This is a genomic window from Ferdinandcohnia sp. FSL W7-1320, from assembly GCF_038050315.1.
GTDB classification, from domain to species: domain Bacteria; phylum Bacillota; class Bacilli; order Bacillales; family Bacillaceae_L; genus Ferdinandcohnia; species Ferdinandcohnia aciditolerans.
Genome location: NZ_JBBPAM010000001.1, coordinates 1,279,955 through 1,305,028, shown reverse-complemented (window position 1 = coordinate 1,305,028; position 25,074 = coordinate 1,279,955). Strand labels below are relative to the sequence as shown.

Annotated in this window: 23 protein-coding genes, 3 pseudogenes and 1 riboswitch; of the genes and pseudogenes, 7 read left to right on the top strand and 19 right to left on the bottom strand. The window is 38.0% G+C overall.

From position 1 onward, the window contains the following. Positions 1–247: 247 nt before the first annotated feature. Complete coding sequence (locus NST91_RS06555) at positions 248–484, bottom strand: YuzB family protein (protein WP_099361734.1); 237 nt, start codon at positions 482–484, stop codon at positions 248–250. A 197-nt stretch (positions 485–681) separates the two neighbouring features. On the opposite strand from NST91_RS06555, the gene NST91_RS06550 reads away from it, so the two are divergent. After that, positions 682–1,749: an NAD(P)/FAD-dependent oxidoreductase gene (locus NST91_RS06550; RefSeq protein WP_341330510.1), complete on the top strand. Its 1,068-nt coding sequence runs from the start codon at positions 682–684 to the stop codon at positions 1,747–1,749. 49 nt (positions 1,750–1,798) lie between these two features. On the opposite strand, the gene NST91_RS06545 is transcribed toward NST91_RS06550, so the two are convergent. Then, entirely contained in the window at positions 1,799–2,128 is a 330-nt protein-coding gene (locus NST91_RS06545; protein ID WP_341330509.1) for a YuzD family protein, read from the bottom strand. Between the two features lie 303 nt (positions 2,129–2,431). On the opposite strand from NST91_RS06545, the pseudogene NST91_RS06540 reads away from it, so the two are divergent. After that, a pseudogene (locus NST91_RS06540) lies at positions 2,432–2,741 on the top strand (NifU family protein). A gap of 156 nt (positions 2,742–2,897) precedes the next feature. Here the strand turns inward: NST91_RS06540 and thrB are convergent. The 5 genes from thrB to yutH form a co-directional block, all read right to left on the bottom strand. Beyond that, a complete protein-coding gene (gene thrB / locus NST91_RS06535) occupies positions 2,898–3,815 on the bottom strand; it encodes a homoserine kinase (protein ID WP_341330508.1) in 918 nt (305 codons plus the stop codon). Then, positions 3,805–4,872 (bottom strand): threonine synthase, encoded by a 1,068-nt coding sequence (gene thrC / locus NST91_RS06530; RefSeq protein ID WP_341330507.1) that lies wholly within the window; start codon positions 4,870–4,872, stop codon positions 3,805–3,807. Before thrC ends, thrB begins: the two co-directional genes overlap by 11 nt. Continuing rightward, on the bottom strand, positions 4,869–6,167 hold the full coding sequence (locus tag NST91_RS06525) for a homoserine dehydrogenase (RefSeq protein WP_445724483.1): 1,299 nt from the start codon (positions 6,165–6,167) through the stop codon (positions 4,869–4,871). The genes thrC and NST91_RS06525 overlap by 4 nt, the downstream gene beginning before the upstream one ends. A gap of 229 nt (positions 6,168–6,396) precedes the next feature. Beyond that, positions 6,397–7,380 (bottom strand): 2-hydroxyacid dehydrogenase, encoded by a 984-nt coding sequence (locus NST91_RS06520; RefSeq protein WP_341330506.1) that lies wholly within the window; start codon positions 7,378–7,380, stop codon positions 6,397–6,399. Between the two features lie 48 nt (positions 7,381–7,428). Continuing rightward, entirely contained in the window at positions 7,429–8,433 is a 1,005-nt protein-coding gene (gene yutH, locus NST91_RS06515; RefSeq protein ID WP_341330505.1) for a spore coat putative kinase YutH, read from the bottom strand. A gap of 162 nt (positions 8,434–8,595) precedes the next feature. Here yutH and NST91_RS06510 point away from each other — a divergent pair, with 162 nt between their 5' ends. After that, the gene (locus NST91_RS06510; RefSeq protein ID WP_121446479.1) at positions 8,596–9,078 is read left to right on the top strand and encodes a phosphatidylglycerophosphatase A family protein; all 483 of its coding nucleotides are present in this window, start codon (positions 8,596–8,598) and stop codon (positions 9,076–9,078) included. A gap of 1,468 nt (positions 9,079–10,546) precedes the next feature. Here NST91_RS06510 and nucF read toward each other — a convergent pair. Beyond that, positions 10,547–11,317, bottom strand: a complete 771-nt coding sequence (nucF, locus tag NST91_RS06505) for a 5' nucleotidase NucF (RefSeq protein ID WP_341330504.1) — start codon at positions 11,315–11,317, stop codon at positions 10,547–10,549. An 18-nt stretch (positions 11,318–11,335) separates the two neighbouring features. Continuing rightward, positions 11,336–11,773, bottom strand: coding sequence for a type VII toxin-antitoxin system HepT family RNase toxin (hepT, locus tag NST91_RS06500; RefSeq protein WP_341330503.1), 438 nt, complete (start codon positions 11,771–11,773; stop codon positions 11,336–11,338). Between the two features lie 182 nt (positions 11,774–11,955). On the opposite strand from hepT, the gene NST91_RS06495 reads away from it, so the two are divergent. Further along, positions 11,956–12,222: a DUF3055 domain-containing protein gene (locus tag NST91_RS06495; RefSeq protein WP_099352672.1), complete on the top strand. Its 267-nt coding sequence runs from the start codon at positions 11,956–11,958 to the stop codon at positions 12,220–12,222. Positions 12,223–12,340: 118 nt separating this feature from the next. Further along, positions 12,341–12,571: a cytosolic protein gene (locus NST91_RS06490; RefSeq protein WP_121446480.1), complete on the top strand. Its 231-nt coding sequence runs from the start codon at positions 12,341–12,343 to the stop codon at positions 12,569–12,571. Positions 12,572–12,623: 52 nt separating this feature from the next. Here NST91_RS06490 and NST91_RS06485 read toward each other — a convergent pair whose 3' ends face one another. After that, positions 12,624–12,899, bottom strand: a complete 276-nt coding sequence (locus tag NST91_RS06485; protein WP_341333497.1) for a YutD family protein — start codon at positions 12,897–12,899, stop codon at positions 12,624–12,626. Between the two features lie 140 nt (positions 12,900–13,039). On the opposite strand from NST91_RS06485, the pseudogene NST91_RS06480 reads away from it, so the two are divergent. Next, positions 13,040–13,669 (top strand): annotated as a pseudogene (locus NST91_RS06480) (YhcN/YlaJ family sporulation lipoprotein); the annotation flags it as partial. A 171-nt stretch (positions 13,670–13,840) separates the two neighbouring features. Here NST91_RS06480 and lipA read toward each other — a convergent pair. Next, a complete protein-coding gene (gene lipA / locus NST91_RS06475) occupies positions 13,841–14,740 on the bottom strand; it encodes a lipoyl synthase (RefSeq protein WP_341330502.1) in 900 nt (299 codons plus the stop codon). Between the two features lie 298 nt (positions 14,741–15,038). Between lipA and NST91_RS06470 the strand changes: the two genes are divergently transcribed. Next, entirely contained in the window at positions 15,039–15,989 is a 951-nt protein-coding gene (locus NST91_RS06470; protein ID WP_121446481.1) for a peptidoglycan DD-metalloendopeptidase family protein, read from the top strand. Between the two features lie 72 nt (positions 15,990–16,061). Here the strand turns inward: NST91_RS06470 and NST91_RS06465 are convergent, their stop codons facing one another. The 8 genes and pseudogenes from NST91_RS06465 to sufB form a co-directional block, all read right to left on the bottom strand. Continuing rightward, positions 16,062–16,175, bottom strand: a complete 114-nt coding sequence (locus tag NST91_RS06465) for a methionine/alanine import family NSS transporter small subunit (protein ID WP_341330501.1) — start codon at positions 16,173–16,175, stop codon at positions 16,062–16,064. Beyond that, complete coding sequence (locus NST91_RS06460; protein ID WP_341330500.1) at positions 16,172–17,713, bottom strand: sodium-dependent transporter; 1,542 nt, start codon at positions 17,711–17,713, stop codon at positions 16,172–16,174. Before NST91_RS06460 ends, NST91_RS06465 begins: the two co-directional genes overlap by 4 nt. Positions 17,714–17,964: 251 nt before the next feature. Further along, a complete protein-coding gene (locus tag NST91_RS06455) occupies positions 17,965–19,548 on the bottom strand; it encodes a Na+/H+ antiporter NhaC family protein (RefSeq protein ID WP_341330499.1) in 1,584 nt (527 codons plus the stop codon). 127 nt (positions 19,549–19,675) lie between these two features. Beyond that, positions 19,676–19,858, bottom strand: a riboswitch (Lysine riboswitch). 94 nt (positions 19,859–19,952) lie between these two features. Then, the gene (gene yunB, locus NST91_RS06450; RefSeq protein WP_341330498.1) at positions 19,953–20,711 is read right to left on the bottom strand and encodes a sporulation protein YunB; all 759 of its coding nucleotides are present in this window, start codon (positions 20,709–20,711) and stop codon (positions 19,953–19,955) included. A 123-nt stretch (positions 20,712–20,834) separates the two neighbouring features. Beyond that, positions 20,835–21,137 carry a DUF1805 domain-containing protein gene (locus NST91_RS06445; RefSeq protein WP_121446215.1) on the bottom strand — a complete coding sequence of 101 codons (303 nt, stop codon included), beginning with the start codon at positions 21,135–21,137 and terminating at the stop codon, positions 20,835–20,837. Positions 21,138–21,260: 123 nt separating this feature from the next. After that, complete coding sequence (locus tag NST91_RS06440; protein ID WP_341330497.1) at positions 21,261–22,652, bottom strand: bifunctional metallophosphatase/5'-nucleotidase; 1,392 nt, start codon at positions 22,650–22,652, stop codon at positions 21,261–21,263. 95 nt (positions 22,653–22,747) lie between these two features. Then, positions 22,748–23,597: pseudogene (locus NST91_RS06435) on the bottom strand (DUF72 domain-containing protein). 79 nt (positions 23,598–23,676) lie between these two features. Next, positions 23,677–25,074 carry a Fe-S cluster assembly protein SufB gene (gene sufB / locus NST91_RS06430; protein WP_121446218.1) on the bottom strand — a complete coding sequence of 466 codons (1,398 nt, stop codon included), beginning with the start codon at positions 25,072–25,074 and terminating at the stop codon, positions 23,677–23,679.

Here is a 25,074-nt window from a genome sequence, read left to right as displayed (position 1 = left end):
CAAGCTTACTAAAATAGGTTATTACTATTAGTATAATGGTAATCGGGTTTTGTTACAAATAATCTGTCTAATGCTAACTTTTTTTATTACTTCTAGTATAAAATGGTATTATTTGGAGCACAATAAGATTATCCCCCGTTTTTTTTAGAAACTCTTCATTCATTTAATGAAGGGTTTTCTTTTTTTGCCCAAAATGTAAGAAAAGCAGTCAAAATAGACTGCTTTCTCGTATATATAATATTTTGTATTAGAACATTGGGTTTTCTTCTAAATAGGTATAGATATTTTCAACAAGCTCATCAGCTGTTTCACCAGTAACTACATCCCCATTTACAAGAGCATATAGCGACTCAAAGCATTGTCCACAATAGCTAAGGCATCCGTATTCAATCACATCAAGATTTGGATCCTGTTCAAGAATTTCCTTAGCTTTCTGTGAGCCACTTGCCAAATTACTAACACAAAACTCAATGATAGGATTCACTGGTATTCACCTCACTACAACTATTTATCGTACTCTCTTTTTTTCGATTCGTCAATTTTTAGAATATCGGTTGTTATTTTGTCATAATTTCGCTATACTTTTAGTGTTTGAAAAGGATAACGAATTAGCTATAAACTTTGTACTAACAATGGATGAATACGCTTTAACTAAAGAGAGTAACAAAGGGGATAATCATCATGAAAAATCTTGTCATTTTAGGTGGAGGTTATGGTGGAATGCGGGTTTTACACCGCCTTTTGCCAAGTCAATTACCCGAGGATATACAGATTACCTTAATTGACCGTGCGCCTTATCATAGTTTAAAAACGGAATTTTACGCGCTAGCAGCAGGGACTATTTCAGACTCACATGTACGTGTAACTTTTCCAGAACATCCACGTTTGCACGTAAAGTATGGGGAGATTACAGGCATCGATTTAAATGAAAAACTTGTTCACATTAATGATGTAGAACCAGTTAAGTATGATGATTTAATAATTGGACTTGGATGCGAGGACAAATATCACAATGTTCCAGGTGCGAAAGAATACACAGATAGCATCCAAACCATCGATAAAGCAAGAAAAACCTATCAAAAGCTTAATAATCTTCCTGCTGGTGCTACTGTTTCCATTGTTGGTGCAGGCCTAAGTGGAGTTGAACTAGCGAGTGAGCTGTATGAAAGCAGACCTGACTTAAAAATCAAACTATTCGATAGAGGGAAACATATACTTTCAGCTTTCCCTGAAAAATTGAGTATGTATGTAGAAAACTGGTTTGATAAAAACGAAGTAGAGATTATCAATAACTCAAATATTACAAGAGTGGAAGAGAATGTACTCTTTAATAACGACCAACCTGTTCAAAGTGATGTAGTTGTGTGGACAGCTGGTATCCAGCCTAATAAAATTGTTCGTGACTTAGATGTTGAAAAAGACGGAAGCGGCCGAGTAGTATTAACAAAACAACACAATCTTCCAAATGATGAACATGTATATGTTGTTGGTGACTGTGCAAGCTTACCACATGCACCAAGTGCTCAACTAGCCGAAGGTCAGGCTGAACAAATTGTTCAGGTCCTTTTAAAACGTTGGAAGGGTGAAGGACCTCCAGCTGAGTTTCCTAAAATTAAACTAAAAGGTGTTCTTGGTTCTCTTGGTAAAAAAGAAGGATTTGGATTAGTTGCAGAACGAGCTCTCACAGGACGCGTACCTCGTATGTTAAAATCAGGGGTATTATGGATGTATAAGTATCATAATGGGTGATAAAAAAAGCGCGGTTAGTCAATGACTTTCCGTGCTTTTTTACTATTGATTATTCTGCTGCTACGTATCCGTATTTCTCCATTTCTGCATAAATGGTTTTTAGCTTCGGGCTTCCTTCTCCGACAATGGTTCCCTCTAGAACAACAACTGGGTAAAACATATCTTCCTCGATTACTCGTGTGGCAAATGTTTTTTTCTCTTCGTCCCCAGGTGGATCAAAAATATCAACATGAGTAATGTCGAATGGTTGATTCGGGAACTTTCTGCTTAATGCCGCTTCAAGCCACTCATAAGTCTCCTTTGATGAAGGAAGATTGACACAACTCGGACATAATATTTCTGCACCGTACACACAGATCTCGACCTTTTGCTTTTCCATTTCATGCTCTCCTTTTCCCCAACTAAATCGTCTACAATCATTTCTTTTTCCATTGTACTAAAAATCTGTTAGAATAGACACCAAAAGATAGTAATAACACATCTTAGGATTCTCAATAAGGGTTTATTAATTGAATATGCCTTGGCATATTCCCGCCCAGATTTTTTTCGAGCATGCTCGAAAAATCACCTCTGAAAATCTGCGGCATCCGCCGGAGACATTAATTTTATTTAGTCGAAACTCAAACTAAAATTGTATACATTTATTAGAATTATTTACGTTTGGGAGTGGAACATCTACTAAATAAAGTTAATAGATTTTTTCCAGCAAACAGATTATAATAATTATAAAGGTATGAGGAAAGGAGTCAATCGAAATGGCTGAACTAGATATTAAAGAGCAAGTACAAGAAGTCTTAGATAAACTTCGTCCATTTTTACTTCGTGATGGTGGAGACTGTGATTTAGTTGATGTAGAAGATGGTGTTGTAAAGCTTCGTCTTTTAGGTGCTTGTGGAAGCTGCCCAAGCTCTACAATTACTTTAAAAGCTGGGATTGAACGTGCATTATTAGAAGAAGTCCCAGGTATAGTTGAAGTTGAACAAGTTTTCTAATAGATAATTCTGTGATGCCTCAAGTTTTTGAGGCATTTTTTTATGCTTAAAAAGGCTCGTGCAGTAATACTGAAATAATGGCCGTATATCCGAAAAAGTGTCATTCTTGATGTAATATATACTCAAAAAAGCGAAACCCCTATCGGTTTCGCTTCTTTATTCATGCAATGAAAGTGAAGTTAACACACTTCCGTTTTTCTCTATTGATACTTCTTCAACCTGATACCCCTCAAAGGCAGATGATAACTCTTCTCTTAGCTGTTTTCCATGTCCACATTCAGTGAAGCAAATGATTGTTGGTCCCGCTCCACTTATGGCAACACCAAATGCTCCTCCGTTTTTTGCAATTTGATGGATCTGATTGAACTCAGGAATGAGTTTTGCACGATATTGTTGATGGAAGAGATCGAGTTCCATCATTTTCCCCATTAATTTAAGGTCCTTAGTTAAAAGAGCAGCGATCATTACATTGCTTATTGAGCTTGCCTTCACTGCCTCCGGATAGGATAATTCCTTCGGCAGCACACTTCGGGCATCCTTTGTTTTTAGTTCATACGGTGGAATGACAACCACCAAATCAAAGGATAAATCGTCCACATGGACGAGATCAGTGTCTTTGCTTCCACGATGACTGCCAATGACTAAGCCGCCGTATAAGGAAGCCCCTACATTATCGGGATGTCCCTCAAACTCACAGGCTAAATCAAGTTTTTGTTGGCGTGTTAATTGGAGATTACAAAGTTCATTAACCAGTTCGATTGCAGCGATTATGGCTGCTGCACTACTTCCCAGACCTCTAGCTAGTGGAATATTGCTTTGAACATATACCTTGCAGGGAGGCAGCTCGTAGGAGAAAGCACGAGCCACCTTTTCTGCAATTTTATAGATAAAATTATCTTTACCAGTTGGAGTATCCTCAATTTCTTTTGACTGTAGAACGAACTCCCACTCTTGACTTGGTTCAACTTGGAGAGTTAAATAGCGATTAACCGCTAACCCAACTGAATCAAATCCTGGTCCAAGATTTGCCGTACTCGCTGGTACTTTAATTTGAAATGCTTGATCAAACTTCATGAAGTACGGCTCCTCTGATATGTTCATAGACAAGCTTTTCATCGTTCGGCAATACCACAGGCTTGATAGTAGTTGCTTCGATTGCAATATTAGGATCCTTTAATCCATTTCCCGTTAGAACAGCAACAATTCGGCTACCTTTTTTAATTTCACCACTGCGTACTTGTTTGATTACTCCAGCAATGGAGGCACAAGATCCTGGTTCAGCAAACACGCCTTCTTTTTTAGCTAATAATTGATATGCTTCAAGGATTTCATCATCTGAAACCTCATCAATTTTACCTTTTGACTCACTTGCAGCAACAACTGCACTATCCCAGCTTGCTGGATTTCCGATTCTGATCGCAGTTGCAACTGTTTCAGGATTTTCAATGACTTTATTCTTTGCAATTGCCGCTGCACCTTCTGCTTCAAACCCACGCATTTCAGGAAGACCTGTATTATGACGCTCGTTATATTCTTTAAAACCTTTCCAGTATGCCGTAATGTTTCCAGCATTTCCAACCGGAATCGCTAATACATCAGGAGCTCCGTCTAACTGTACACATATTTCAAATGCTGCTGTTTTTTGTCCTTCAATTCGATATGGATTTACAGAGTTTACGAGAGTAATAGGTGCTGTTTCACTAATATTACGAACCATCTGTAGGGCATGGTCAAAGTTTCCTTCAATTGAAATAATTTCAGCTCCGTACATGACAGCTTGAGCTAGTTTACCCATCGCAATCTTGCCTTCAGGAATGACAACAATACAACGGAGTCCTGCACGTGCTGCATATGCTGAAGCAGCTGCTGAAGTATTTCCTGTTGATGCACAGATAATCGTATTGCTGCCTTCTTCAACTGCTTTCGCAACTGCCATTACCATTCCACGGTCCTTGAAGGATCCAGTTGGGTTCGCACCTTCTACTTTTACATATAGCTCAACCCCAAGATCCTCTGAAATGGAATGTAGCGGTATTAATGGTGTATTCCCTTCGTTTAAGGAAAGCATTGGAGTATTTGTATTCACCGGTAAATATTCACGAAATTGCTGTAGTAGTCCTTGCCATCTCATGCTGGATTTCCTCCTTCAACTCGGTAAGAGCTCTTAACTTCTTGTATAATCTGTAAATCTCTAAGCTGTACTAAAATTTCCTCGTAATCTCGTAATGATGCTTGATGAGTAACAAGAACAATTTCAGCTAAATCTTTATTTTTCAACGGTAATTGAAGAATTTTCTCAAAGCTTACACCGCGTTCTGAGAATAGGGATGTAAGTTTTGCAAATGCTCCCACTTGATCTTTTACGTGAATACGTAAGAAGTATTTTGAGAAGATCTCAGAATCATCTTTTAACTTTTTCTCAAATTGAGGGGACACGCTACTTTTACCATTTACCCCAAGTCTCATATTTTTCATGACCCCGACTAAATCGGAAACAATTGAAGTTGCAGTTGGCAGGCTACCTGCACCAGGTCCGTAAAACATCGTTTCTCCAACTGCTTCTCCATACACATATACCGCATTAAATTCATCATTTACTCCAGCAAGTGGGTGTGTTTCAGGAAGAAGTGTTGGTTGAACACTTACTTCAACTTTTTCCCCCTTACGATGGGCAGTACCAATCAACTTAATAACATAACCTAATCGTTTACTGTATGCGATATCCTCACTTGTTACAGTTGAAATTCCTTGAACACGAACATCTTTAAGGTCAATATTCATGGAGTATCCTAATGTTGCAAGGATTGCCATCTTTCTTGCTGCATCTAGACCTTCAACATCTGCTGTAGGGTCTGCTTCTGCATAGCCAAGATCCTGGGCTTCTTTTAATACTTCTTCATAAGCACTGCCAAACTTTGTCATTTTTGTTAAAATGAAATTAGTAGTTCCGTTCACGATTCCCATCATTTTAATGATTCGATCTGACGCAAAGCCATCTGCTAACCCTCGAAGGATTGGAATCCCACCGGCAACACTTGCTTCATAAAATAGGTCACAGCCATTTTCACTAGCAACAGTTAATAGCTCTGAACCGTATAATGCCATTAAATCCTTATTGGCTGTAACAACATGTTTTTTATTACGTAAAGATTGAAGTATAAGCTGCCTAGTGTCATCTACTCCCCCCATAACTTCAATGACAACATCGATTTCTGGGTCTTCAATTACCTCGTTTGCATTTGTTGTCAAAAGGGTAGGTTCAATGTCTACCGATCTATGCTTATGTATGTCTTTCACTAATACTTTTTTAACCTCAATTGGGCAACCAACCTGGTGCATTAATTTATCTTGATGATTTTTTAAAATCGTAACAACGCCACTACCAACCGTACCTAAACCTAATAATCCTACTGAAATTTTTTTCATAATTCTTCCGCCTCCTTTGTATTCCTAGGAAATACAATTGTCTTTCTATAAAAGACATTATAGTGGTAATACTATGCTTTTACAAGTGCTTTTTTTTAGACTTTTTGCTTGAAAACGTTTAACTCACTGATATAAAAGGGAAATATTTTATAAAAAAGTTTTTATTTTGTAAAAATTCAAGTTATAAAAGAACACCTTCTTTACGAAGGTGCCTCCGACAAATATATGATTACTGAAAGACCCATTCCTTGTTAACAAGTGTTTTTGGTTGTTGATTGATTAGAACTAATTCAATATTTTCACAGCACAGTTTCATCATTTTTTCACGTGTTTCAGTACTTGAGCTTCCGATGTGTGGCAATGCTACGACATTTGGAAGTGTTAATAATGGATGATCTGCATCTACAGGCTCTTTTTCAAAAACATCAAGTCCAGCTGCTGCAATTTCACCAGTAACTAACGCTTGATATAAAGCATCTTCATCAACAACTGGCCCTCTAGAGACATTAATAAAAACTGCAGAATTTTTCATTTTCATAAAGCTTTCCTTACTGAATAAACCTCTTGTTTCGTCCGTTAGTGGAGTTAGGCAAACAATAAAATCAGAGGTTTCAATTAGCTCATCAAAGGAAGTATAAGAAGCGCCAATGCGCTCTTCTGCTACTACATTACGGGAGCGGTTATGGTACAAAATATTCATATCAAACCCTGTTGCGCGTTTTGCAACTGCTTCCCCGATTTTACCCATCCCTACGATTCCAATGGTTTTATGGTGGACATCGCTTCCTGCTAGCAATAATGGGCTCCAACTTTTCCATTCGCCTTTTTTTATAAATTCAGCTGCTTCCACCACTCTTCTTGCAGTTGAAAGTAATAAAGCAAAGGCTAAATCTGCTGTAGTATCCGTTAAAACATCAGGTGTATTGCAAATCGCAATTCCCTTTTGATTTGCATATTCTACATCGATATTGTCATAACCCACAGCAAGGTTTGCGATTACCTTTAATTTTGGTGCTGCATCCAGAAGCTCTTTATCGACTTTATCTGAAAGCATTGTTAAAAGAGCATCTGCCTTTTTTACCTCTTCAAGCAGGATTTCTCTTGGAACAGCCTTTTCTTCTTCATTCCAAATATGTACATCTGCTACTTCCATTAATGGTTGAATTGCGTTATCGGAAAGTTTTCTAGTAATAAAAACATATGGCCTAGTCATGTTTCACCTCTAAGAAAAAATTATCTTTCTCTATAGTACCATACATTTTTATTTTTGAAGCCAGCTGATAGTTGGAATTGTTAGTCTTTTTTCTTTTACTCCTGCACTTGATAAAAAAGTTGCTAAAAAGCGTTCATGTTCACTCGAATGCTTCAGAATGGATTCTAATCTTTTACAATGCCTTTCCATTTGCATCTCTGACCCTGTCATATAAAACTCCTCAATACACTCAAAAAAATGCAGTGGAAATAAAAGGCGTGCATATAGAAGTCTCCAAGAGAAAGCAGAAAGTGGGGTGATTCGCTCATATTCCTTCAAAAAATGCACGATTTGCCCGTTTTGCTTAGTTTCTCCATTAACATATTGGTCTCGAATGAATTCTGCAAGGTCCCTTGTATAATGATCAAAAACCCAATCCGTAGGTAGCTTCGTATACGAATTCCGATCCCAAGAATTTTCCGTAAAACGATGGTGACATACAGTAGCTGAATCAATTGCAGTTGGTGTTTCATCTATTTCTGTATCAACAAGATATTGGATTGCATTTTCTGTTAATCCTATATAATATGGAAAAGCTTCGACAAATAAGGTTTCAAACTCATTTTGAGGATGCTGCTTTACCTTTTCCTTCCAGAACAGTTCCATTTGATCCAATCTTTTTTCCCATAAGAATTTCCACTGTCCGATTCGGTTAACCTTTTTTACTTGGTAAGGAAAGCTTCTACCACGTTTATGAAACCTAGCCAACTCATACCCTAATGAATTGGAAACTCTATGGCTATATACTGGACATCTAATAATAACTGCTTCTTCATCATTAATAATGGTGCTTAATTTCCCATCTGTCGTAGGTAAAATGGAGCCTACACGTATATCTCCCTTTTGAATCATGTACTCACTAAGATGTTTAATTTCAAACAGTTCTTCTTGTTCCAAATATGATATTGGCACAATACAATATACTATATTTCGATAGATGATCCCTTCATATCCGAAAACTTTTACAAATCGATCCACTTTTAATTTGTATTGCTCCAAAAGTGTTTCTCTCATAAAACATCACTCCCCGTTCATACTATTAAGAAACGTATTGATTTGTATAAAACATCTATATGAAACAAAACATCATTACTTGTGGTAAACTAGGAAATATTAGTAAAAAATTATTTTGAAATCAAAGGAAATTGGGTGAACAAGATGAGTCAAGAAAATAAAATGAACGCGATTGAAAAAACAGCCAGAAAATGGTTGGAGGAAAGGGGCGTCACCATTCAGGATATTGCGGAGTTGGTGTATTATCTACAAAGCAAATATCACCCAGATTTAAAAATGGAAGAATGTATTCATAATGTTGACCGCGTGTTAACAAAGCGCGAAATCCAAAATGCAGTGTTAACAGGGATCCAATTAGATAAACTTGCAGAGAAAGGCTTACTTGAGGAGCCACTCCTCTCAACAATCAAAGTGGACGAAGGACTTTATGGTGTAGATGAAATCCTTGCCTTTTCAATTGTGAACGTTTACGGCTCGATCGGTTTTACAAACTACGGATATATTGATAAGAAAAAACCTGGTATATTAGAACGCCTAAATGATAAATCAACTGGGGAATGTCATACATTTTTAGATGATATTGTGGGCGCGATTGCAGCCGCAGCTTCAAGTCGTTTAGCACATAGAGCAGCTAACGTAGAATAAGGATGTAAAAGACCAAATCCAAGCGTCACGGGTTCCAGTGCAAAGCAGTAAAATCATAATACATTTTTAGCGTGAATTCACAAACGAATTCACGCTTTTTTTAATTTCTGAGTGTAGTAGGAAAACCTAACATTAAAGGAATTACGTAACTTCGGACACTATTGCGAGGAAATTGACTTTGCTTGTCTGAAGTTGGCTAAACTTTGGACACAGACTCGATGAAACTGACTTCCATTGTCTGAAGATCCCTGAACTTCGGACACAGACTCGAGGGATCTGAACTCCCTTGTCTGAAGATGCCTGAACTTCGGACATCACTGCAGTAATTTTGCCTATCCTTGTCCGAAGATACATAAACTTCGGACACAGACTAGAGGGATCTGAACTCCCTTGTCTGAAGATGCCTGAACTTCGGACATCACTGCAGTAATTTTGCCTATCCTTGTCCGAAGATACATAAACTTCGGACACAGACTAGAGGGATCTGACCTCCCTTGTCTGAAGATGCCTGAACTTCGGACATCACTGCAGTAATTTTGCCTATCCTTGTCCGAAGGTACTCAAACTTCGGACACCGACTAGAAGGATCTGAACTCCCTTGTCTGAAGATGCCTGAACTTCGGACATCACTGCAGTAATTTTGCCTATCCTTGTCCGAAGATACATAAACTTCGGACACAGACTTGAAGGATCTGAACTCCCTTGTCTGAAGATGCCTGAATTTCGGACATCACTGCAGTAATTTTGCCTATCCTTGTCCGAAGGTACTCAAACTTCGGACACAGACTTGAAGGATCTGACCTCCCTTGTCTGAAGATGCCTGAACTTCGGACACTATTGCGATAATTTTGCCTATCCTTGTCCGAAGGTACTCAAACTTCGGACTCAGACTTGATGAAACTGACTTCCCTTGTCTGAAGATGCCTGAACTTCGGACATCACTGCAGTAATTTTGCCTATCCTTGTCTGAAGGTACTCAAACTTCGGACACAGACTAGAAGGATCTGAACTCCCTTGTCTGAAGATGACTGAAATTCGGACATCACTGCAGTAATTTTGCCTATCCTTGTCCGAAGGTACTCAAACTTCGGACACAGACTCGATGAATCTGGTTTCCCTTGTCTGAAGATGACTGAACTTCGGACATCACTGCAGTAATTTTGCCTATCCTTGTCCGAAGGTACATAAACTTCAGACACAGACTAGAAGGATCTGAACTCCCTTGTCTGAAGATGCCTGAACTTCAGACACAACTTCGATTATTTTGCCTTCCCTTGTCCGAAGGTACTCAAACTTCGGACACAGTCCACATGAATTCGCCATCTCATGTCCGAAAATACCTCAACCTCAGCATTAATTAGGTAGAACAGTTTGCAGCTAATAACGGAACACGTTACTCCAACTACCTCGGTCTTTTTAATTTGAAAACAATTTTGGCCATGTAAAAAAACGCTCAAATTGAGCGTTTTTAAATTTGATCCATCCATTCCTTTAAGCTATGGATTGCGTAGGTTGGAGGTCGGTCATATCCTTTTAATAGTTCAGGGGTAGTAACACCGGTGTGGACAAGCAATGTATCGATACCAGCATTCATACCTGCCATAATATCGGTATCATAGTAATCACCAATCATGATAGTATCTTCTTTTGGAATCCCCAGTTGCTTTTGCGCTTGTTCCATGATGATTTTTTCAGGCTTCCCAATAAAAATGGGTTTTACTGTTGTTGAAACAGTGATTACCGAAGTTAATGAACCATTCCCTGGAAGAAGCCCACGTTCAGTTGGAATGGCAATATCACCATTTGTTGAAATAAAGGTTGCACCATTTCGTACGGCTAAACAAGCAATGGCGAATTTTTCATATGTAAGGGAACGGTCAATTCCACAAACCACAAAATCAGGGTTTTTCTCTTGAAATGTAAAGCCTTTTTCCTCTAATGCTTGGTAGATACCATCTTCACCAATTACATATACACTTGCACCCGGTTTCATATCATACATATAATTTGCCGTAGCTTGACTTGTGGTGAAAACCTGCTCCTCTGAACACGCAATATCAAAGTCACGAAGTTTGGCTGCCACCTGTTCAGGTGTTCTAGATGAATTATTCGTAACAAATAAATATGGTATTTGCTTTTGATTTAGTTTATTTACAAAATCACACGCTTCATTAATACGCTCTGTTCCACGATACATGGTACCGTCTAAGTCAAATAAATATCCTTTGTATGTTTTCACTACTTCTATCACCTTTTTTTAGTTTTTAAATGCGGAAACCGGTCCTAATTCATTTTCAAGATAAGATCGTACCGCTTGTGGAAAGCTAGCAAGACTTTCTTTATTTTTTTGAAAGCTCGAAATTAATTCGTCGTGATTAATCTCAAGATAATCTTGAACTATTACTTTTCGAAAACGGATAATTTCTTTAAGTTCATTCGCTACTTCAGTTGTCACTACTTTTTCATCTTCAAGTATGTCTATGATATCCTCATAGCTACCTGGATCACGCATAATAAAGCCATCAATCATCGAATTTCCGACATCTAAAATTGCCTCAATTGTAAGATGAGATATTCTCTCTAACGCTTTCTTTTCAACCACGCTTGTCCAATTTGAATTTGCTTCAATTAATTGTAAATTTTCTTCGTAAAAAAGAAGGGTTTTTTCAATTTTTTCTCGGTCAACAAAATACATAGTATCACCTTCAGTTTATAATCTTTACCCACCATCTTTTATATACCACATTATCTTACCATAAAGTTAATAATGATTCATGGTTTCCCTCTTACCTACCGTATCTATAAATTCGTTTTCTAATTCGTACACCTTTGTTATGATAAGGATAATGACTGTTTCTTAAAAGGAGAGAATCCATTATGTCTGAACGATTTTTCTTATATGATGATACAATCGACACACAAACCCGATTTGTAAGTTTTATGGGGGAACACCAGCGCTACGACTTAGCTGTTGTCAAATCTGACCGCTATTATGGCAAGCATATTGTTTTAAATATTTTAAGCAATCGTTTTGCTATTATCGGTAGAGATGACCTTGATGAGCCCGGCTATATTGAACATGCTTATCAGCTATCTGAAGAGGAAGCAGAGGAATTGCGTTCTTTTTTGTATGAAATTGTCTAACATAATTACGCAATGCTGCGAAAACACTAGAAGTAAGAAGTGAGGTGTTTTTCAGGTGGCAGAAAAAGATAAAGACAAAGAAGAAATAAAGTATACCGACTTTTCAAATGTGGAGACGATGAGAAATTTCTTAACCTTTGAGGAATATCCGGAAGGGCCATATGGCACACCGCGTGGTAAGGATACGCCTGTTGAGAACAAAAGCACACCATGGAAAGAAGGACAACGAACATATAGCAACTTTAACTATGAGTTCAAATCACTTCACCAGGATCTTCCAAGACAATTCCCTGGGGCTCATCCCACACATGATGACAAGGATGAAAATGCCGAACCGCCTTATGACTAATAAGAAGGTTCAAGCCATAATAAAAGTACAGGCAGCTAAATTAGCCTGTACTTTATTTTTTTACCTTTTTTAAGACAAAATAGGCACAACCGAAATTGCAATATTCGTATAGATACTCAGAAAGGGTACTTATTTTTGTATCAAATGACGCTTTTTGGTTTTTATCATCAAAAAAACCTTTTAAGCGAAGCTGTTCATATCCCCAGTCCCCAACTATATAATCATACTTCGCTAAGATATCGCTGTATCTCGCACGAAAACCTTCTTCATTAAATCCATCTTTTAGCTCATCAATGAGCTCATATGTAGTATTACCTATGCTAATCACTTCAATCACCTCGTACCCCATACTAGAGGATGTTCACTATATATCCATTATAGCCAATCAATCCATCAATTACTATGCGAAATTTTTGTTGAATTGGTCACCCTACAACTGAGGGGGTGTCAAGATTGAAAAAATACACAATCATCTCAGGCTTAATTGCCTTAACCGCTTTAACAGGTTGCGGTACTTCTGACGATAATGCAGGAGTCTACCATGAAAGCGGAAATACAATATATCGAACTGACCAAAATGAGCTTTACAATGCGAATGGCGTCAAAAACAATGGTAAAGAAATGACGAACTTTGGCTATGTTCGTCACCAAAAAAATCCAGTCCCTGGCGGTGCAAATGTATACAGTAATTTGCCAACCATGAACAGGGAAAAAGTTGCAGATTTAATCAGTAAAATCTGTACAACTATTCCGAACGTCAAAGATGTTGGTACGCTAGTAACTGATGAAGAGGTCCTTGTCGCATATGATACGGATTCTAAAGACCGTATGTTAACAGCAGACCAGGTAAAACGTTCCGCAATGTCAGTTGTTCCGAGGTATTTCCATGTATACGTTTCTGATAACCCTGACATGATGAATCAAATTGAGCGATTCGGAAGACTTGATTCAGACAGCCGAAATGTCGATCAAATTATTACATCTACCATTCAACAAATGATTAAATCGCCACAAGGATATAAAGTCAGTGATGGTGAAAATGAAAATGGGGAAATGGAAGGTGGCCTCAACCCTGAGTATGAACGTAGGGCGAGAGAGAACCAAGACTTCCTTAGTAACCCTAGTATCAACAATAAAGGTGGAATTGAATTCAATCCTGAAATAGATCGCACAACTGATAATAAAGGGAATGAGGACCAAAAGAGAGATGATGGAAGAGAATTATTGCAAAAAGGAACGCATTAAAAAAAAGGGGATTTCCCCCTTTTTTTATGCTTGTTTAACTTGTTGATTTGATTTTGCTGCATTTACTTGCTCATCCGCATGGTAAGAAGAACGTACAAGAGGACCGGCTTCACAATGACTGAAACCTTTACTTAATGCAATCTCTTTTAATTCTGCAAATTCATCTGGATGATAGTATTTTTCAACTTTCAAATGCTTTTTCGTTGGTTGTAAATATTGACCAATTGTAATGATATCTACATTGTTTGCTCGAAGGTCGTCCATTGTTTCAATGATTTCTTCCTTCGTTTCGCCAAGGCCGATCATGATACTTGATTTTGTTGGAATTTCTGCATTCATTTCTTTTGCACGACGTAAAAATTCAAGTGAACGTTCATATTTTGCACGTGCACGAACACGGTCAGATAAACGGCGAACCGTTTCAATATTATGGTTCATAATGTCGGGCTTTGCATCCATTAGGATTTTTAGATTTTCGTGCACTCCACCCATATCTGATGGTAGCACTTCAATTGAGGTAAATGGATTCTTTCTACGAATTGCACGTACTGTTTCTGCAAATACCGCAGCTCCACCGTCCTTCAAATCGTCACGAGCAACTGTTGTAATAACAACATGCTTTAATCCCATCATTGCGACAGAATCAGCTACCCGCTCTGGTTCTGCCCAATCCAATTCATTTGGAAGGCCTGTCTTAACCGCGCAAAAGCGGCAAGCGCGAGTACAAGTGTCCCCAAGAATCATAAAAGTAGCTGTTTTTCTTACAGCCCAACATTCGTGAATATTAGGACATTTAGCTTCCTCACAAACGGTATGTAATTGCTTCTCTCTCATCATTTTCTTTAAGCCAGTGTAGCTTTCATTCGTATTCAGTTTTATTTTTAGCCATTCCGGCTTTCGAAGATATTCTTGTTTTTTTGACATACTTCATCACTCCATTGCAAAGGCTATCCCTATTATACTCCTAACTACTTTAAGAATCCAAGTATTCGATTTATTTGTATTTTTTAGCTTCCAACAATTAGTGATTATGAAAATGAGATGATTTAACAAACTAACAAGGAAGAGACATTTTTATTTAATTCAAATTAGACAAATTCGACTTATTAAATGCCTATAGATGCCTTTTTAAAACAATACTTCCTTGTGTTATTTTAGTGAAAGGAGATTTGCGTGCGTGAACAGAAAACTTGGTATAGTTGTTGTTATTTGCTTACTTTTAATGTGTATGCCTTTGGATGCAAGTGCAAATGAGGATCAACAAAAAGTTTTTCAGGAACGAATGAACCTCTATACAAAGATGGAAACAGTAACACAGATTCCTTGGTACTATTATGCGGCTATTGACCAGTATGAAAGAAGCATCCGTCGTTCCCGAAAAGATATTCCGAAAGAAACCGGGTTAATTGGAATTTATATTAAACCAGAGACTTGGGCGGGGGCTTTAAACCCAAATCCAAATGATTCGAACCCTTATAGTATTCAACTTTTTGGAGGAATAGGTCTTGATGGTAACGGGGATGGAGTTGCAGATCAAACGAATGATGAGGATATCCTACTTACGATTTCAGAGCAAATTTTAGCGTACGGGACTGATCCTGATAATATCAGAATCGGTTTATGGGATTATTACAAACGGGACAAATCGGTTTCACTGATTACGGGAATTGCTAAAATCTATTCAACATATGGCACACTTGATTTAGATAAACACGCCTTTCCGGTTCCTCTTGGCTATAATCACAGCTATAAAAATACTTGGGGAGATGCGCGTGGCTGGGGAGGTCGTAGAATGCATGAAGGCACTGACATCTTTGCAAGCTACGGAACACCGGTAAGGGCAACCTCATATGGGGTCATCGAAATGAAAGGTTGGAACCGTTTTGGTGGATGGCGTATCGGTATCCGCGATGTTAATAATACGTACCATTACTTTGCTCACTTAAATGGATTTGCGAAGGATATAGCAATCGGGCAAGTTGTTGAACCTGGTACAGTGATTGGCTCTGTTGGAAGTTCTGGCTATGGACCACCAGGAACTGCCGGAAAGTTCCCTCCACATCTTCACTACGGAATGTACAAAGACAACGGGTATACAGAATGGTCCTTTGATCCATATCCGCATCTAAGGGCTTGGGAAAGATCAGAAAGACAAGCCAGAAAACGTAAATGATTAAAGGCTGTGGAAATTTTTCACCACAGCCTTTCTCCGTTCTATTTTGACCCTCTTTTTATAATTATTTCTTTAACCTTGTTTCGCTTGTTTAGCCTTTTTAGCAGCATGTGCAATACTTGCTACTAATCCTCCCCATAAGATAACCATCCCAATGATCATCATCGCAATTGCTCCACCGGTCATAGTCCTACCTCCTTGTCACTACCAGAAGAGTAGTTGTCATTTAAAGCTGCACTTCCCCACTTTTTAAGTGAAAACACAATCCCTAATATAATGACTCCTGCTGCAATGAAAACACCTGGGAAGAGTATAAATGAAGTTGCATACCCTTCATAGTTTCCAGTTGCATTGTCAAATTGTTGAAGGATATTTTGCTTGAATAAGTCAAACATCATATATCCTAAAACGACTGGTGTAATTACGCCTAAACAAATCTTCCACCAACCACCTGCACGAATATCGGAAATCGCATTTGCATGTGCTTGTAATGGATTCATTTGCTTGAATACCCAAGCAATAAGTATTACTTCAACTAAACCGGCAACAGCAATACCAAATTGGTTAATGAAGTAGTCAACTACATCTAGGAAGTATAAGCCTCCATTTGTAGAATATAGGATTGAAATAAGTGATGCTAACCCTGCACCATATATGACTGCCTTGTTACGTGTAAGATTAAATTTGTCTTGAACTGCAGCAATGAACACTTCACAAATCGAAATTAATGACGTTAATCCGGCAAATACTAATGACAAGAAGAAAAGCGCTCCGAAAAATTCGCCAAATGGCATTTGGTTAATAATTTGCGGGAAGACCGCAAATGCTAGACCAACACCTGCACTAGCTACTTCTTCTACAGGTACATTCGCTTGTGCTGCCATAAAGCCTAATGCCGCGAATACCCCGATACCTGCTAATAGTTCAAAACCTGAGTTTGCAAAACCGGTAATAAATGCATTGTTTACTACATCGGACTTTTTAGGTAAATAACTTGCATAAGTAATCATAATTGCAAAACCAATTGATAAACTAAAGAAAATGTGCCCGTATGCCGCTACCCAAACCTCTCCAGACATAATTTTATCCCAGTTAGGTTGGAAGAATGAATTTAGACCCGTGCTTGCTCCTTCAAGTGTTACTGCACGAATAACGATAATCGTAAAAATAACTAATAGTGTAGGAATGAAAATCTTATTCGCTTTTTCAATCCCCTTTTTCACGCCTTTAAATAGGATAAATAGTGTAATAGCCCAAACAACGACTAAAGGCCCAAAAACCCCAAGTACTGGCGCTCCAACTTCTCCTGGAGTTTCAGCTAAATGTAAGTACTTAGAGAATAAGAATCCTCCTGTATCTTCTCCCCACGCTTTATTAAATGAAAAGAATGTATACGAAATTGCCCATGCGATAATAACTGCATAATAGGTGGCGATAACGAAAGAAATTAATACCTGCCACCACCCAAGCCATTCTAACTTTTTATTTAAACGGAAAAATGACAAAGGTGCTGATCCTCTAAACTTTTGTCCGATTGTAAATTCGAGAATTAGGATTGGTATACCAGCTGTTAAAATCGCAAATAGGTATGGTAGAAAGAATGCGCCTCCTCCATTTTCGTAAGCAACATATGGAAATCTCCATATATTACCTAAACCAACCGCAGAACCGATTGCAGCCATTACGAAGCCTGCCCGCGTCCCCCACTGTGGACGATTATCCATAAAACAAACCTCCCCTTTTCCACTTTAGCCCGTTACCGTATTAGCCCTTTAGCACTAGACTGAAGTTGGAAATTTTTCTATTTTCAGATTATTTTCTATAATCTATTTATTAGTATAGCCAGTCTTTATCTCTATGTCAAAAGTTATTTTAAAATGAAATATACTTTTAAAAAAAAAAGAGACAAAGGTTCTAATTCCCTTTGTCTCTTATATACTAGTTAAGTTTGATTGTTACCATTTGAATAGTAATTCTATGCGTTTTGTCTGTTTTTCATAGTGAAAACAAAAATAACAAATAACAGTAAAGTAGTAAGCACTCCTAATAAGGTATTGCCTGTAAGACCTAGTACTATATATCCGATTATAGCGATAACGGCGGAAGTGATGGCATATGGTAACTGTGTCATTACATGATCAATATGATGGCTTCCAGCTCCAGTGGAGGACAGAATAGTTGTATCTGATATTGGTGAACAATGATCACCAAACACGGAACCCGCTAGGACAGCAGCTAAGGCAGGAAGTAGTAAATTAATATCTGATGCCGCTACAATGTCTCCTGCAATCGGAAGCATCATTCCAAAAGTTCCCCAAGACGTCCCTGTCGCAAATGCCATAAAGCCGGCTACAACAAATAATATGACCGGTAAAAATGCAATATTTAAATTAGACCTTTCTACGAGGCTCGCTAGATATTTACCTGTTTCAATTTGTCCAATCAAGTCAACAATTACCCAAGCAAATAGTAAAATGTATACAGCTGGGAGCATTGATTTTATCCCTTCAACAATTCCCTTAGGAAGAAGTCCAATGTTTAAAGCTTTTTTTGCATAAACCTGAACAAAGAATAAAATAAGTGTTACAAGAATACCTAGGATTCCACCAGATAATAGAGATCCTGTTACATCCGTATTTTCAAAAATTGTAAAAATGGTTATATTACCTTCAGAAGCTCTATAGCCTGTCCATAATAAGGAACCAACCGTACCGACGACTAATGCAATAATCGGCCAAACCAAATCACCAACAGTACCTTTCTCACTTTGAGGTAATTCCTGTTTTAATTCCCCTAATACCGGTTTTTCAGGGTCTGTTACTTCCCCTGTTGTTAATGCACGATTTTCATGGGTTTTCATACTACCAAAATTAATATTAAAAATGGCTACAGCTATTACCATTAAAATCGAAACGAGTACATAAAGGTTTAACGGAATCATTCGAATAAATGCAGATAACGGAGAAAACTCCGATACACCATGTGTTACTAAGATAGGTGCCAAGATTGCAATAATATAAGCACCCCAGCTAGAAATTGGTGAGACAACACAAATTGGTGCGGATGTTGAATCAATAATATAGGCTAGCTTTGCACGTGAAACTTTATTTCGGTCTGTAATTGGTCTACTTACTTGTCCAACAGCCAAGGCATTAAAATAATCATCAATAAAAATAATAACACCTAAAACAGCTGCTAAAAGCTGTGCACCCGTTCTCGTTCTTACTTTTGTTTGCGCCCATTCACCAAAAGCACGGCTACCGCCAGAGATGGAGATAAAGGCAGTAATAACTCCTAATAAGAATAAAAACAATATGATATATACATTCCATGTATTAAGTTCGCCTTCTGAAACGAAGACTCCTTTAATGCTATTCCAGATAGTGAGTAAAACGTCTTGTAGCCAAGCTCCGACTCCTTCATTCGTTAGTACATTTCCATGTAATATGAATGCAGCCGAAACAATGCCGACTCCAAGTGATAGTAAAACCCTTCTTGTTAAAACAACCATGAGAAGCGCAATGATCGGTGGGATAATTGAATATATTGTTCCAGACATGATATGTGATTCCTCCAAGTGTTATTTTGGAGGGCGTGGTGAAAGAAGATACTCTTTAGAAGACAAAAAGAGAGTATGATAGAAAATAACTATCATTACTCTCTGTAATGTTATGTTATCCTCCATCACGATCAGTAGCCCTCCATTATAGATCATTTCTATAATGACAGTGTTACCCTTTTTCAAGGCAACCCCAACAAAAATAACATTGACGTGTTTATTTTTGCTTCGGCAAAAAATCCTTTCAACTATGATCTACGTTGTCATCCTCACATAGTTTACTCTTATTTTCTGCACCTCTACCTCATCGATCAGATAAGGTGGTGTATTCATTTTTATTAATTCCATCGCTAGTATATCTGATTTTTCACTTAGATTCAACTATTCTAGTATAGTATTTTTTACTAATTTGTCGGTATCTCTATCGAAGGAGATGAATCCCCACCATTATTATAGAAGTCTGGAACATCATGTAAAATGTTTTGATTGATTACAGGGATAATTGTTTCAATTTCAACCTCTCCTGTTGAGAAAGGTAAAATAACCTGCATCGTCACTGTCGCAAGAACATTATATTGAAACCACCCATTATTAATCCCCCACTCATCAATTCTTCCTTGTGGCGTAGTTTCTCCAAATCCAATCATATGAAAACGAATTGGTATTTGTGGACCTAAGTTTCCTAAGAGGGCATTATTGGTTGCTTCCCCAAGGGGTACTTTAAAAACAAAGCCCGTTTGTCCACTGGCATCATCCGTTTCAATTTCTAAATCAGGATATTCAAGTTTATTAATTTCACCTTCATTTACATACTTTAAGTACCGCTCAATATTTCCGAGTGTCTTTGTCGCCATTTTATTGACGACCTGAGTATTGTAACTAATCACTTTCCCATTTTCATCTGTTTGCACAATACTTAAATCCTCTTGGACCAATTCTTCCTCGTTTAATTGTTGGTTAATAGCGTTTTTAATAACTGTGGCAGCAACCTTCTTCGTTTCATTTTCAGCATATGCCATGAGTGCGGGCTCTATCGCTTTGTTAATAATGAATAAACCAATAACAGTTGAGAGAATAAAAAATACGAATGTTAATAAGAAGACGTAACGGAAAGGCAAGGGCCCTTTCCTTCTTGGTTGTAGACGAGCTCTATACTTTCCCAAACGAAAATCCCCCCTTACAAGCTATGTGTATGCAAGTAAGGAGGGATGTACGATAACTATTTTGTTCGACAATGTTCAAGTGATGCCACGTTCTTTTATATGGTATACCTTCTCAGGTTAATTTTAGATCATTTTTAGTAGGGCGTCTCTGCCTTTCATGCCTACTGTAATGCCTCGGTTTTCGGCTTCAATTGTAATTGATTCAAGAGGGGCTTCCAGTAATTGCTCGATTGTACGAACACCAACTGCCCTACCAGCAATAATGCCTCGTTCTTTAAGTTTTTCGTTTAATAATGCAACATCGAGAGCTCCGCACATAATATAGCCATTTTCATTCGTGACTGCCATAAAATTTGTCTTAGGCAGGTTAACGGTAATGGCTGTAAATTGATGATTATCAATTACGATTGGTGTCATTGAGACCATTCCTAGCACACTCCTTTCCCTAACTAATTTATGTAACGGGAAAGTGATTTGTGTTTGAAATAGTACTAGTCATAGACCTATCTTTCTCTAATCCTTTTGACTAAGTATCTTTAGTACGTTTTGCTAATTGTTTTTTAATTTTTCAGCTAAAAGATCTCGTAAGAATTCTGGCATATAGTATTTTTTATCCTTTGCATCCCGTATGACAGGAAAGAGTGAACCGAATGTGAACATATCAATGGTAGCAATTGAATACGTTTTGTCAGGATCGAGGTCCTCCCCATTGATTTTAATATCGGTAATGTGATCTAATCCATCCGAAAGCTTTGTAGTGTAAAGCTCTACGCCGTCATATACCATTTTGCCCATTACCTTTCCACGGAATCCTAGACCCTTAATATGGAGGTTTTCCATTTCCTTTGTGTTTGCTTGTAAAATAATTTCCTTCAGTTCATCGCCCTTAACCCAGACCTTACATGGATTAATAGGATGTGGGCAAATTCGATGCAAGTCTTCTCTTGTTACCTTTCCTGGTGGAAGCGAGTCAAGCAATAGCCCTGAGTTCACCATCGATATGTCTCCTGCACACCATTCGCGAAGGACCTCAGCTAAAAGCTTGGAAAATGAGTTTTCCGCAAACCAATCACTTAGAAGTGGTTGGTCAATTTCTGCAATAACATCATTTTGTAAGGTGTGTATACTTTTTGCCATGTACTCTGAAAGGATTTCAGTTGTTTCCTTACTTTCTGACAGTGATTTCGTAGGGATTACACTTGCAGCACTTTCAATGAGCTTTTTGTGCTCAGTATCAATTTTAAGAGTAACATGTCCAATATAATTCCCGTATTTTTGCGCACAGCATAGAAGTGTGTTATTGATTCTCTTTCCATTTTCTAAAAGATGATGTGTGTGCCCACCAAGTAGCACATCAACATCTGGGAAATCTCTTGCAATTTGCTCATCCTCATTGATTCCTAAATGGGACATCAGAAGCATCATATCTGTTTTGTCTTTTAATTCATTGATTGTTTCTTGTAGGATAACAAAAGGATCTTTGACGTTCCAGCCGAGCAGCTTATATAGCCCCATATAATGAACCGTTAAACCGATGATTCCTATCCTAAATCCACTTGGCAAGACATGAATATGGTAAGGATCTGCCCAGTTAGGTAACTTCCCATTTCGGTCGAATAGATTTGCAAGCAAGACCTTAAATTCTGCCTCTTCATATAAAGAATCCAGATGTTCATAAGACATCGTAATTCCTTCGTTGTTACCGATAGTAGCATAATCGTATTGAAGTTGGTTTAAGAGCTGCACATTCAATTTGCCATGGGATGCTTCTGAAATTGGATGAAAGCGATCAATATGGTCACCAATATCAATTAAGAGCATTTCCTCATTGTTAGCCTGATGAAGTTTTCTCATTTCTGTGATATATTTTGTGATTTTAGGCCATCGGTCAAAATGGCTATGGAGATCGTTTGTATGATAAATATGTACGGTTTCAATCAATCCCTACACCTCCTTTTTGCCTGTTTAAAATGCTATGGACTTCTTCTTTAGGTACTTCACTTTTGTATTTCAATTTAAATTTAGTATAGTTTTTACTAGCTAAAAAAGTCTAATTGCCTCGGCGCTAAACCTCTATATTCGATTCCGAGCATATCAATAAATTGTTTAGCATTGTCTGCCGCATCCCCACCTGAATTGTTATTAAACAATACGTAGATGGTCTCACTTGATTGATTAAGTTTCTGCACATGGTGGATCCATTCTTCTAGCTCTTCTTTATTATACTTATATAAATAACGCACATCACGCCAATTGCCTTGTTTTGGCTTTGTCCAGCCATGAACATTTCTGCCATGGAAACGTACGAGCGTTTTTAGTTTATCGGTTGGATGGAGGACTGTCGGAATTGACCCTTGGCCTGCCTGTGGCTCATCGCAAATACTATGAATCCAGCCTTCCTGTTCCATAAATTGTAATGTTTGTTTTTTTAGTTGTGGTGAAAACCATGATTGATGGCGGAATTCAAGCGCTACAGGAAATTTCTCCCATCTGTTGCTTGCACCACCTTAAGTAGTCTACATTTTCTCGATTACAATCATACCATGGAGGAAATTGAAATAAAACCATGGCAAGCTTATTTGCTTGTTGATAAGGTTCCAGTGACAAACGAAAAGCATCAAACATGTCTTCCTTTGATTCAAATGGAATTTCTCCACGTTGATGACCTGTCATCCCCTGATAAGCTTTAACAATGAATTGAAAAGATTCAGGTGTGTCTCTCAGCCATTTTTCCACATTACGTTTAGGCTGAATGGCATAGAAAGACGCATCCACCTCGACAATTGGAAAGTGACCAGCATATTCTTTTAGTTTATCACTGGGTGTAGTTCCTGCTGTATATAGACTATCGTGGTCACCCCAGCCAGTTACACCAATATAAATCATGGAGTCACCTCCTATTACGATTATGTACAAAAATAACTCGCTTGAGAGTATCTCAAACGAGTTATTGCAAGTTTTCTTATTAACCGATAGAACCTTCCATTTCGAATTTGATTAAGCGGTTCATTTCAACAGCATATTCCATTGGAAGCTCTTTAGTAAATGGCTCGATAAAGCCCATTACGATCATTTCAGTAGCTTCTTGCTCAGAAATACCACGGCTCATTAGATAGAATAGTTGTTCTTCAGATACTTTAGATACCTTAGCTTCATGCTCTAATGAAATATTGTCATTTAAAATTTCATTATATGGAATTGTATCAGATGTCGACTGATTATCCATGATTAACGTATCACATTCGATATTAGAACGTGCTCCATGTGCTCTACGTCCGAAGTGTACAATACCACGGTATGTTACTTTACCACCGTGTTTAGCAATAGACTTCGATACGATAGTAGAAGACGTATTTGGAGCAAGGTGAGTCATTTTCGCACCCGCATCCTGGTGTTGACCTTTACCAGCAATTGCAATGGAAAGAGTCATACCACGCGCTCCTTCACCACGAAGGATAACAGCTGGATATTTCATTGTTAATTTTGAACCAATGTTACCATCGATCCATTCCATTGTTGCATTCGCATCACAAACTGCACGTTTTGTAACTAGGTTATACACGTTGTTAGCCCAGTTTTGAATAGTTGTATAACGGCAGTACGCATCTTTTTTAATGATGATTTCAACAACAGCACTGTGTAGTGAGTTTGTTGTATAAACAGGAGCAGTACATCCTTCAACATAATGTACGCTTGCACCCTCATCAACAATAATTAATGTACGCTCGAATTGCCCCATGTTTTCAGAGTTGATACGGAAATATGCTTGAAGTGGTGTATCAACCTTAACACCTGGTGGTACGTAGATAAATGATCCACCAGACCAAACTGCTGAGTTCAATGCCGCGAACTTGTTATCAGTTGGAGGAATAACCTTTGCCCAGTGCTCACGGAAAATATCTTCATTCTCTTTAAGAGCAGAATCTGTATCCTTAAATACAATTCCTAGTTCTTCCAGGTCTTCCTTCATATTATGGTATACAACCTCTGATTCGTACTGGGCTGAAACACCAGCAAGATATTTTTGTTCAGCTTCAGGAATACCTAACTTATCAAAAGTTGCTTTAATTTCTTCAGGAACTTCGTCCCATGACTTTTCGGATTTCTCAGATGGTTTTACGTAATACGTAATCTCATCAAAGTTTAAGCTATTAAGGTCTCCACCCCATTGTGGCATAGGCATGTTGTAAAAATGCTCTAAGGATTTAAGACGGAAGTCTAACATCCACTGAGGCTCTTCTTTCATGCGTGAGATTTCTTCAACAATTTCCTTTGTTAAACCACGTTCTGAACGGAAGATGGAAACGTCTTTATCTGCAAAGCCATATTTATAATCGCCAATTTCAGGCATTTTCTTTGCCAT

Excerpts from the sequence above, each read along its gene's own strand:
- NST91_RS06550 (WP_341330510.1), top strand. The coding sequence starts at position 682 with ATGAAAAATCTTGTCATTTTAGGTGGAGGTTATGGTGGAATGCGGGTT.
- NST91_RS06545 (WP_341330509.1), bottom strand. The coding sequence starts at position 2,128 with ATGGAAAAGCAAAAGGTCGAGATCTGTGTGTACGGTGCAGAAATATTA.
- thrB (WP_341330508.1), bottom strand. The coding sequence starts at position 3,815 with ATGAAGTTTGATCAAGCATTTCAAATTAAAGTACCAGCGAGTACGGCA.
- thrC (WP_341330507.1), bottom strand. The coding sequence starts at position 4,872 with ATGAGATGGCAAGGACTACTACAGCAATTTCGTGAATATTTACCGGTG.
- NST91_RS06525 (WP_445724483.1), bottom strand. The coding sequence starts at position 6,167 with ATGAAAAAAATTTCAGTAGGATTATTAGGTTTAGGTACGGTTGGTAGT.
- NST91_RS06520 (WP_341330506.1), bottom strand. The coding sequence starts at position 7,380 with ATGACTAGGCCATATGTTTTTATTACTAGAAAACTTTCCGATAACGCA.
- yutH (WP_341330505.1), bottom strand. The coding sequence starts at position 8,433 with ATGAGAGAAACACTTTTGGAGCAATACAAATTAAAAGTGGATCGATTT.
- NST91_RS06510 (WP_121446479.1), top strand. The coding sequence starts at position 8,596 with ATGAACGCGATTGAAAAAACAGCCAGAAAATGGTTGGAGGAAAGGGGC.
- hepT (WP_341330503.1), bottom strand. The coding sequence starts at position 11,773 with ATGTATTTTGTTGACCGAGAAAAAATTGAAAAAACCCTTCTTTTTTAC.
- NST91_RS06495 (WP_099352672.1), top strand. The coding sequence starts at position 11,956 with ATGTCTGAACGATTTTTCTTATATGATGATACAATCGACACACAAACC.
- NST91_RS06490 (WP_121446480.1), top strand. The coding sequence starts at position 12,341 with ATGAGAAATTTCTTAACCTTTGAGGAATATCCGGAAGGGCCATATGGC.
- lipA (WP_341330502.1), bottom strand. The coding sequence starts at position 14,740 with ATGTCAAAAAAACAAGAATATCTTCGAAAGCCGGAATGGCTAAAAATA.
- NST91_RS06470 (WP_121446481.1), top strand. The coding sequence starts at position 15,039 with ATGTGTATGCCTTTGGATGCAAGTGCAAATGAGGATCAACAAAAAGTT.
- NST91_RS06465 (WP_341330501.1), bottom strand. The coding sequence starts at position 16,175 with ATGACCGGTGGAGCAATTGCGATGATGATCATTGGGATGGTTATCTTA.
- NST91_RS06460 (WP_341330500.1), bottom strand. The coding sequence starts at position 17,713 with ATGGATAATCGTCCACAGTGGGGGACGCGGGCAGGCTTCGTAATGGCT.
- NST91_RS06455 (WP_341330499.1), bottom strand. The coding sequence starts at position 19,548 with ATGTCTGGAACAATATATTCAATTATCCCACCGATCATTGCGCTTCTC.
- NST91_RS06445 (WP_121446215.1), bottom strand. The coding sequence starts at position 21,137 with ATGGTCTCAATGACACCAATCGTAATTGATAATCATCAATTTACAGCC.
- sufB (WP_121446218.1), bottom strand. The coding sequence starts at position 25,074 with ATGGCAAAGAAAATGCCTGAAATTGGCGATTATAAATATGGCTTTGCA.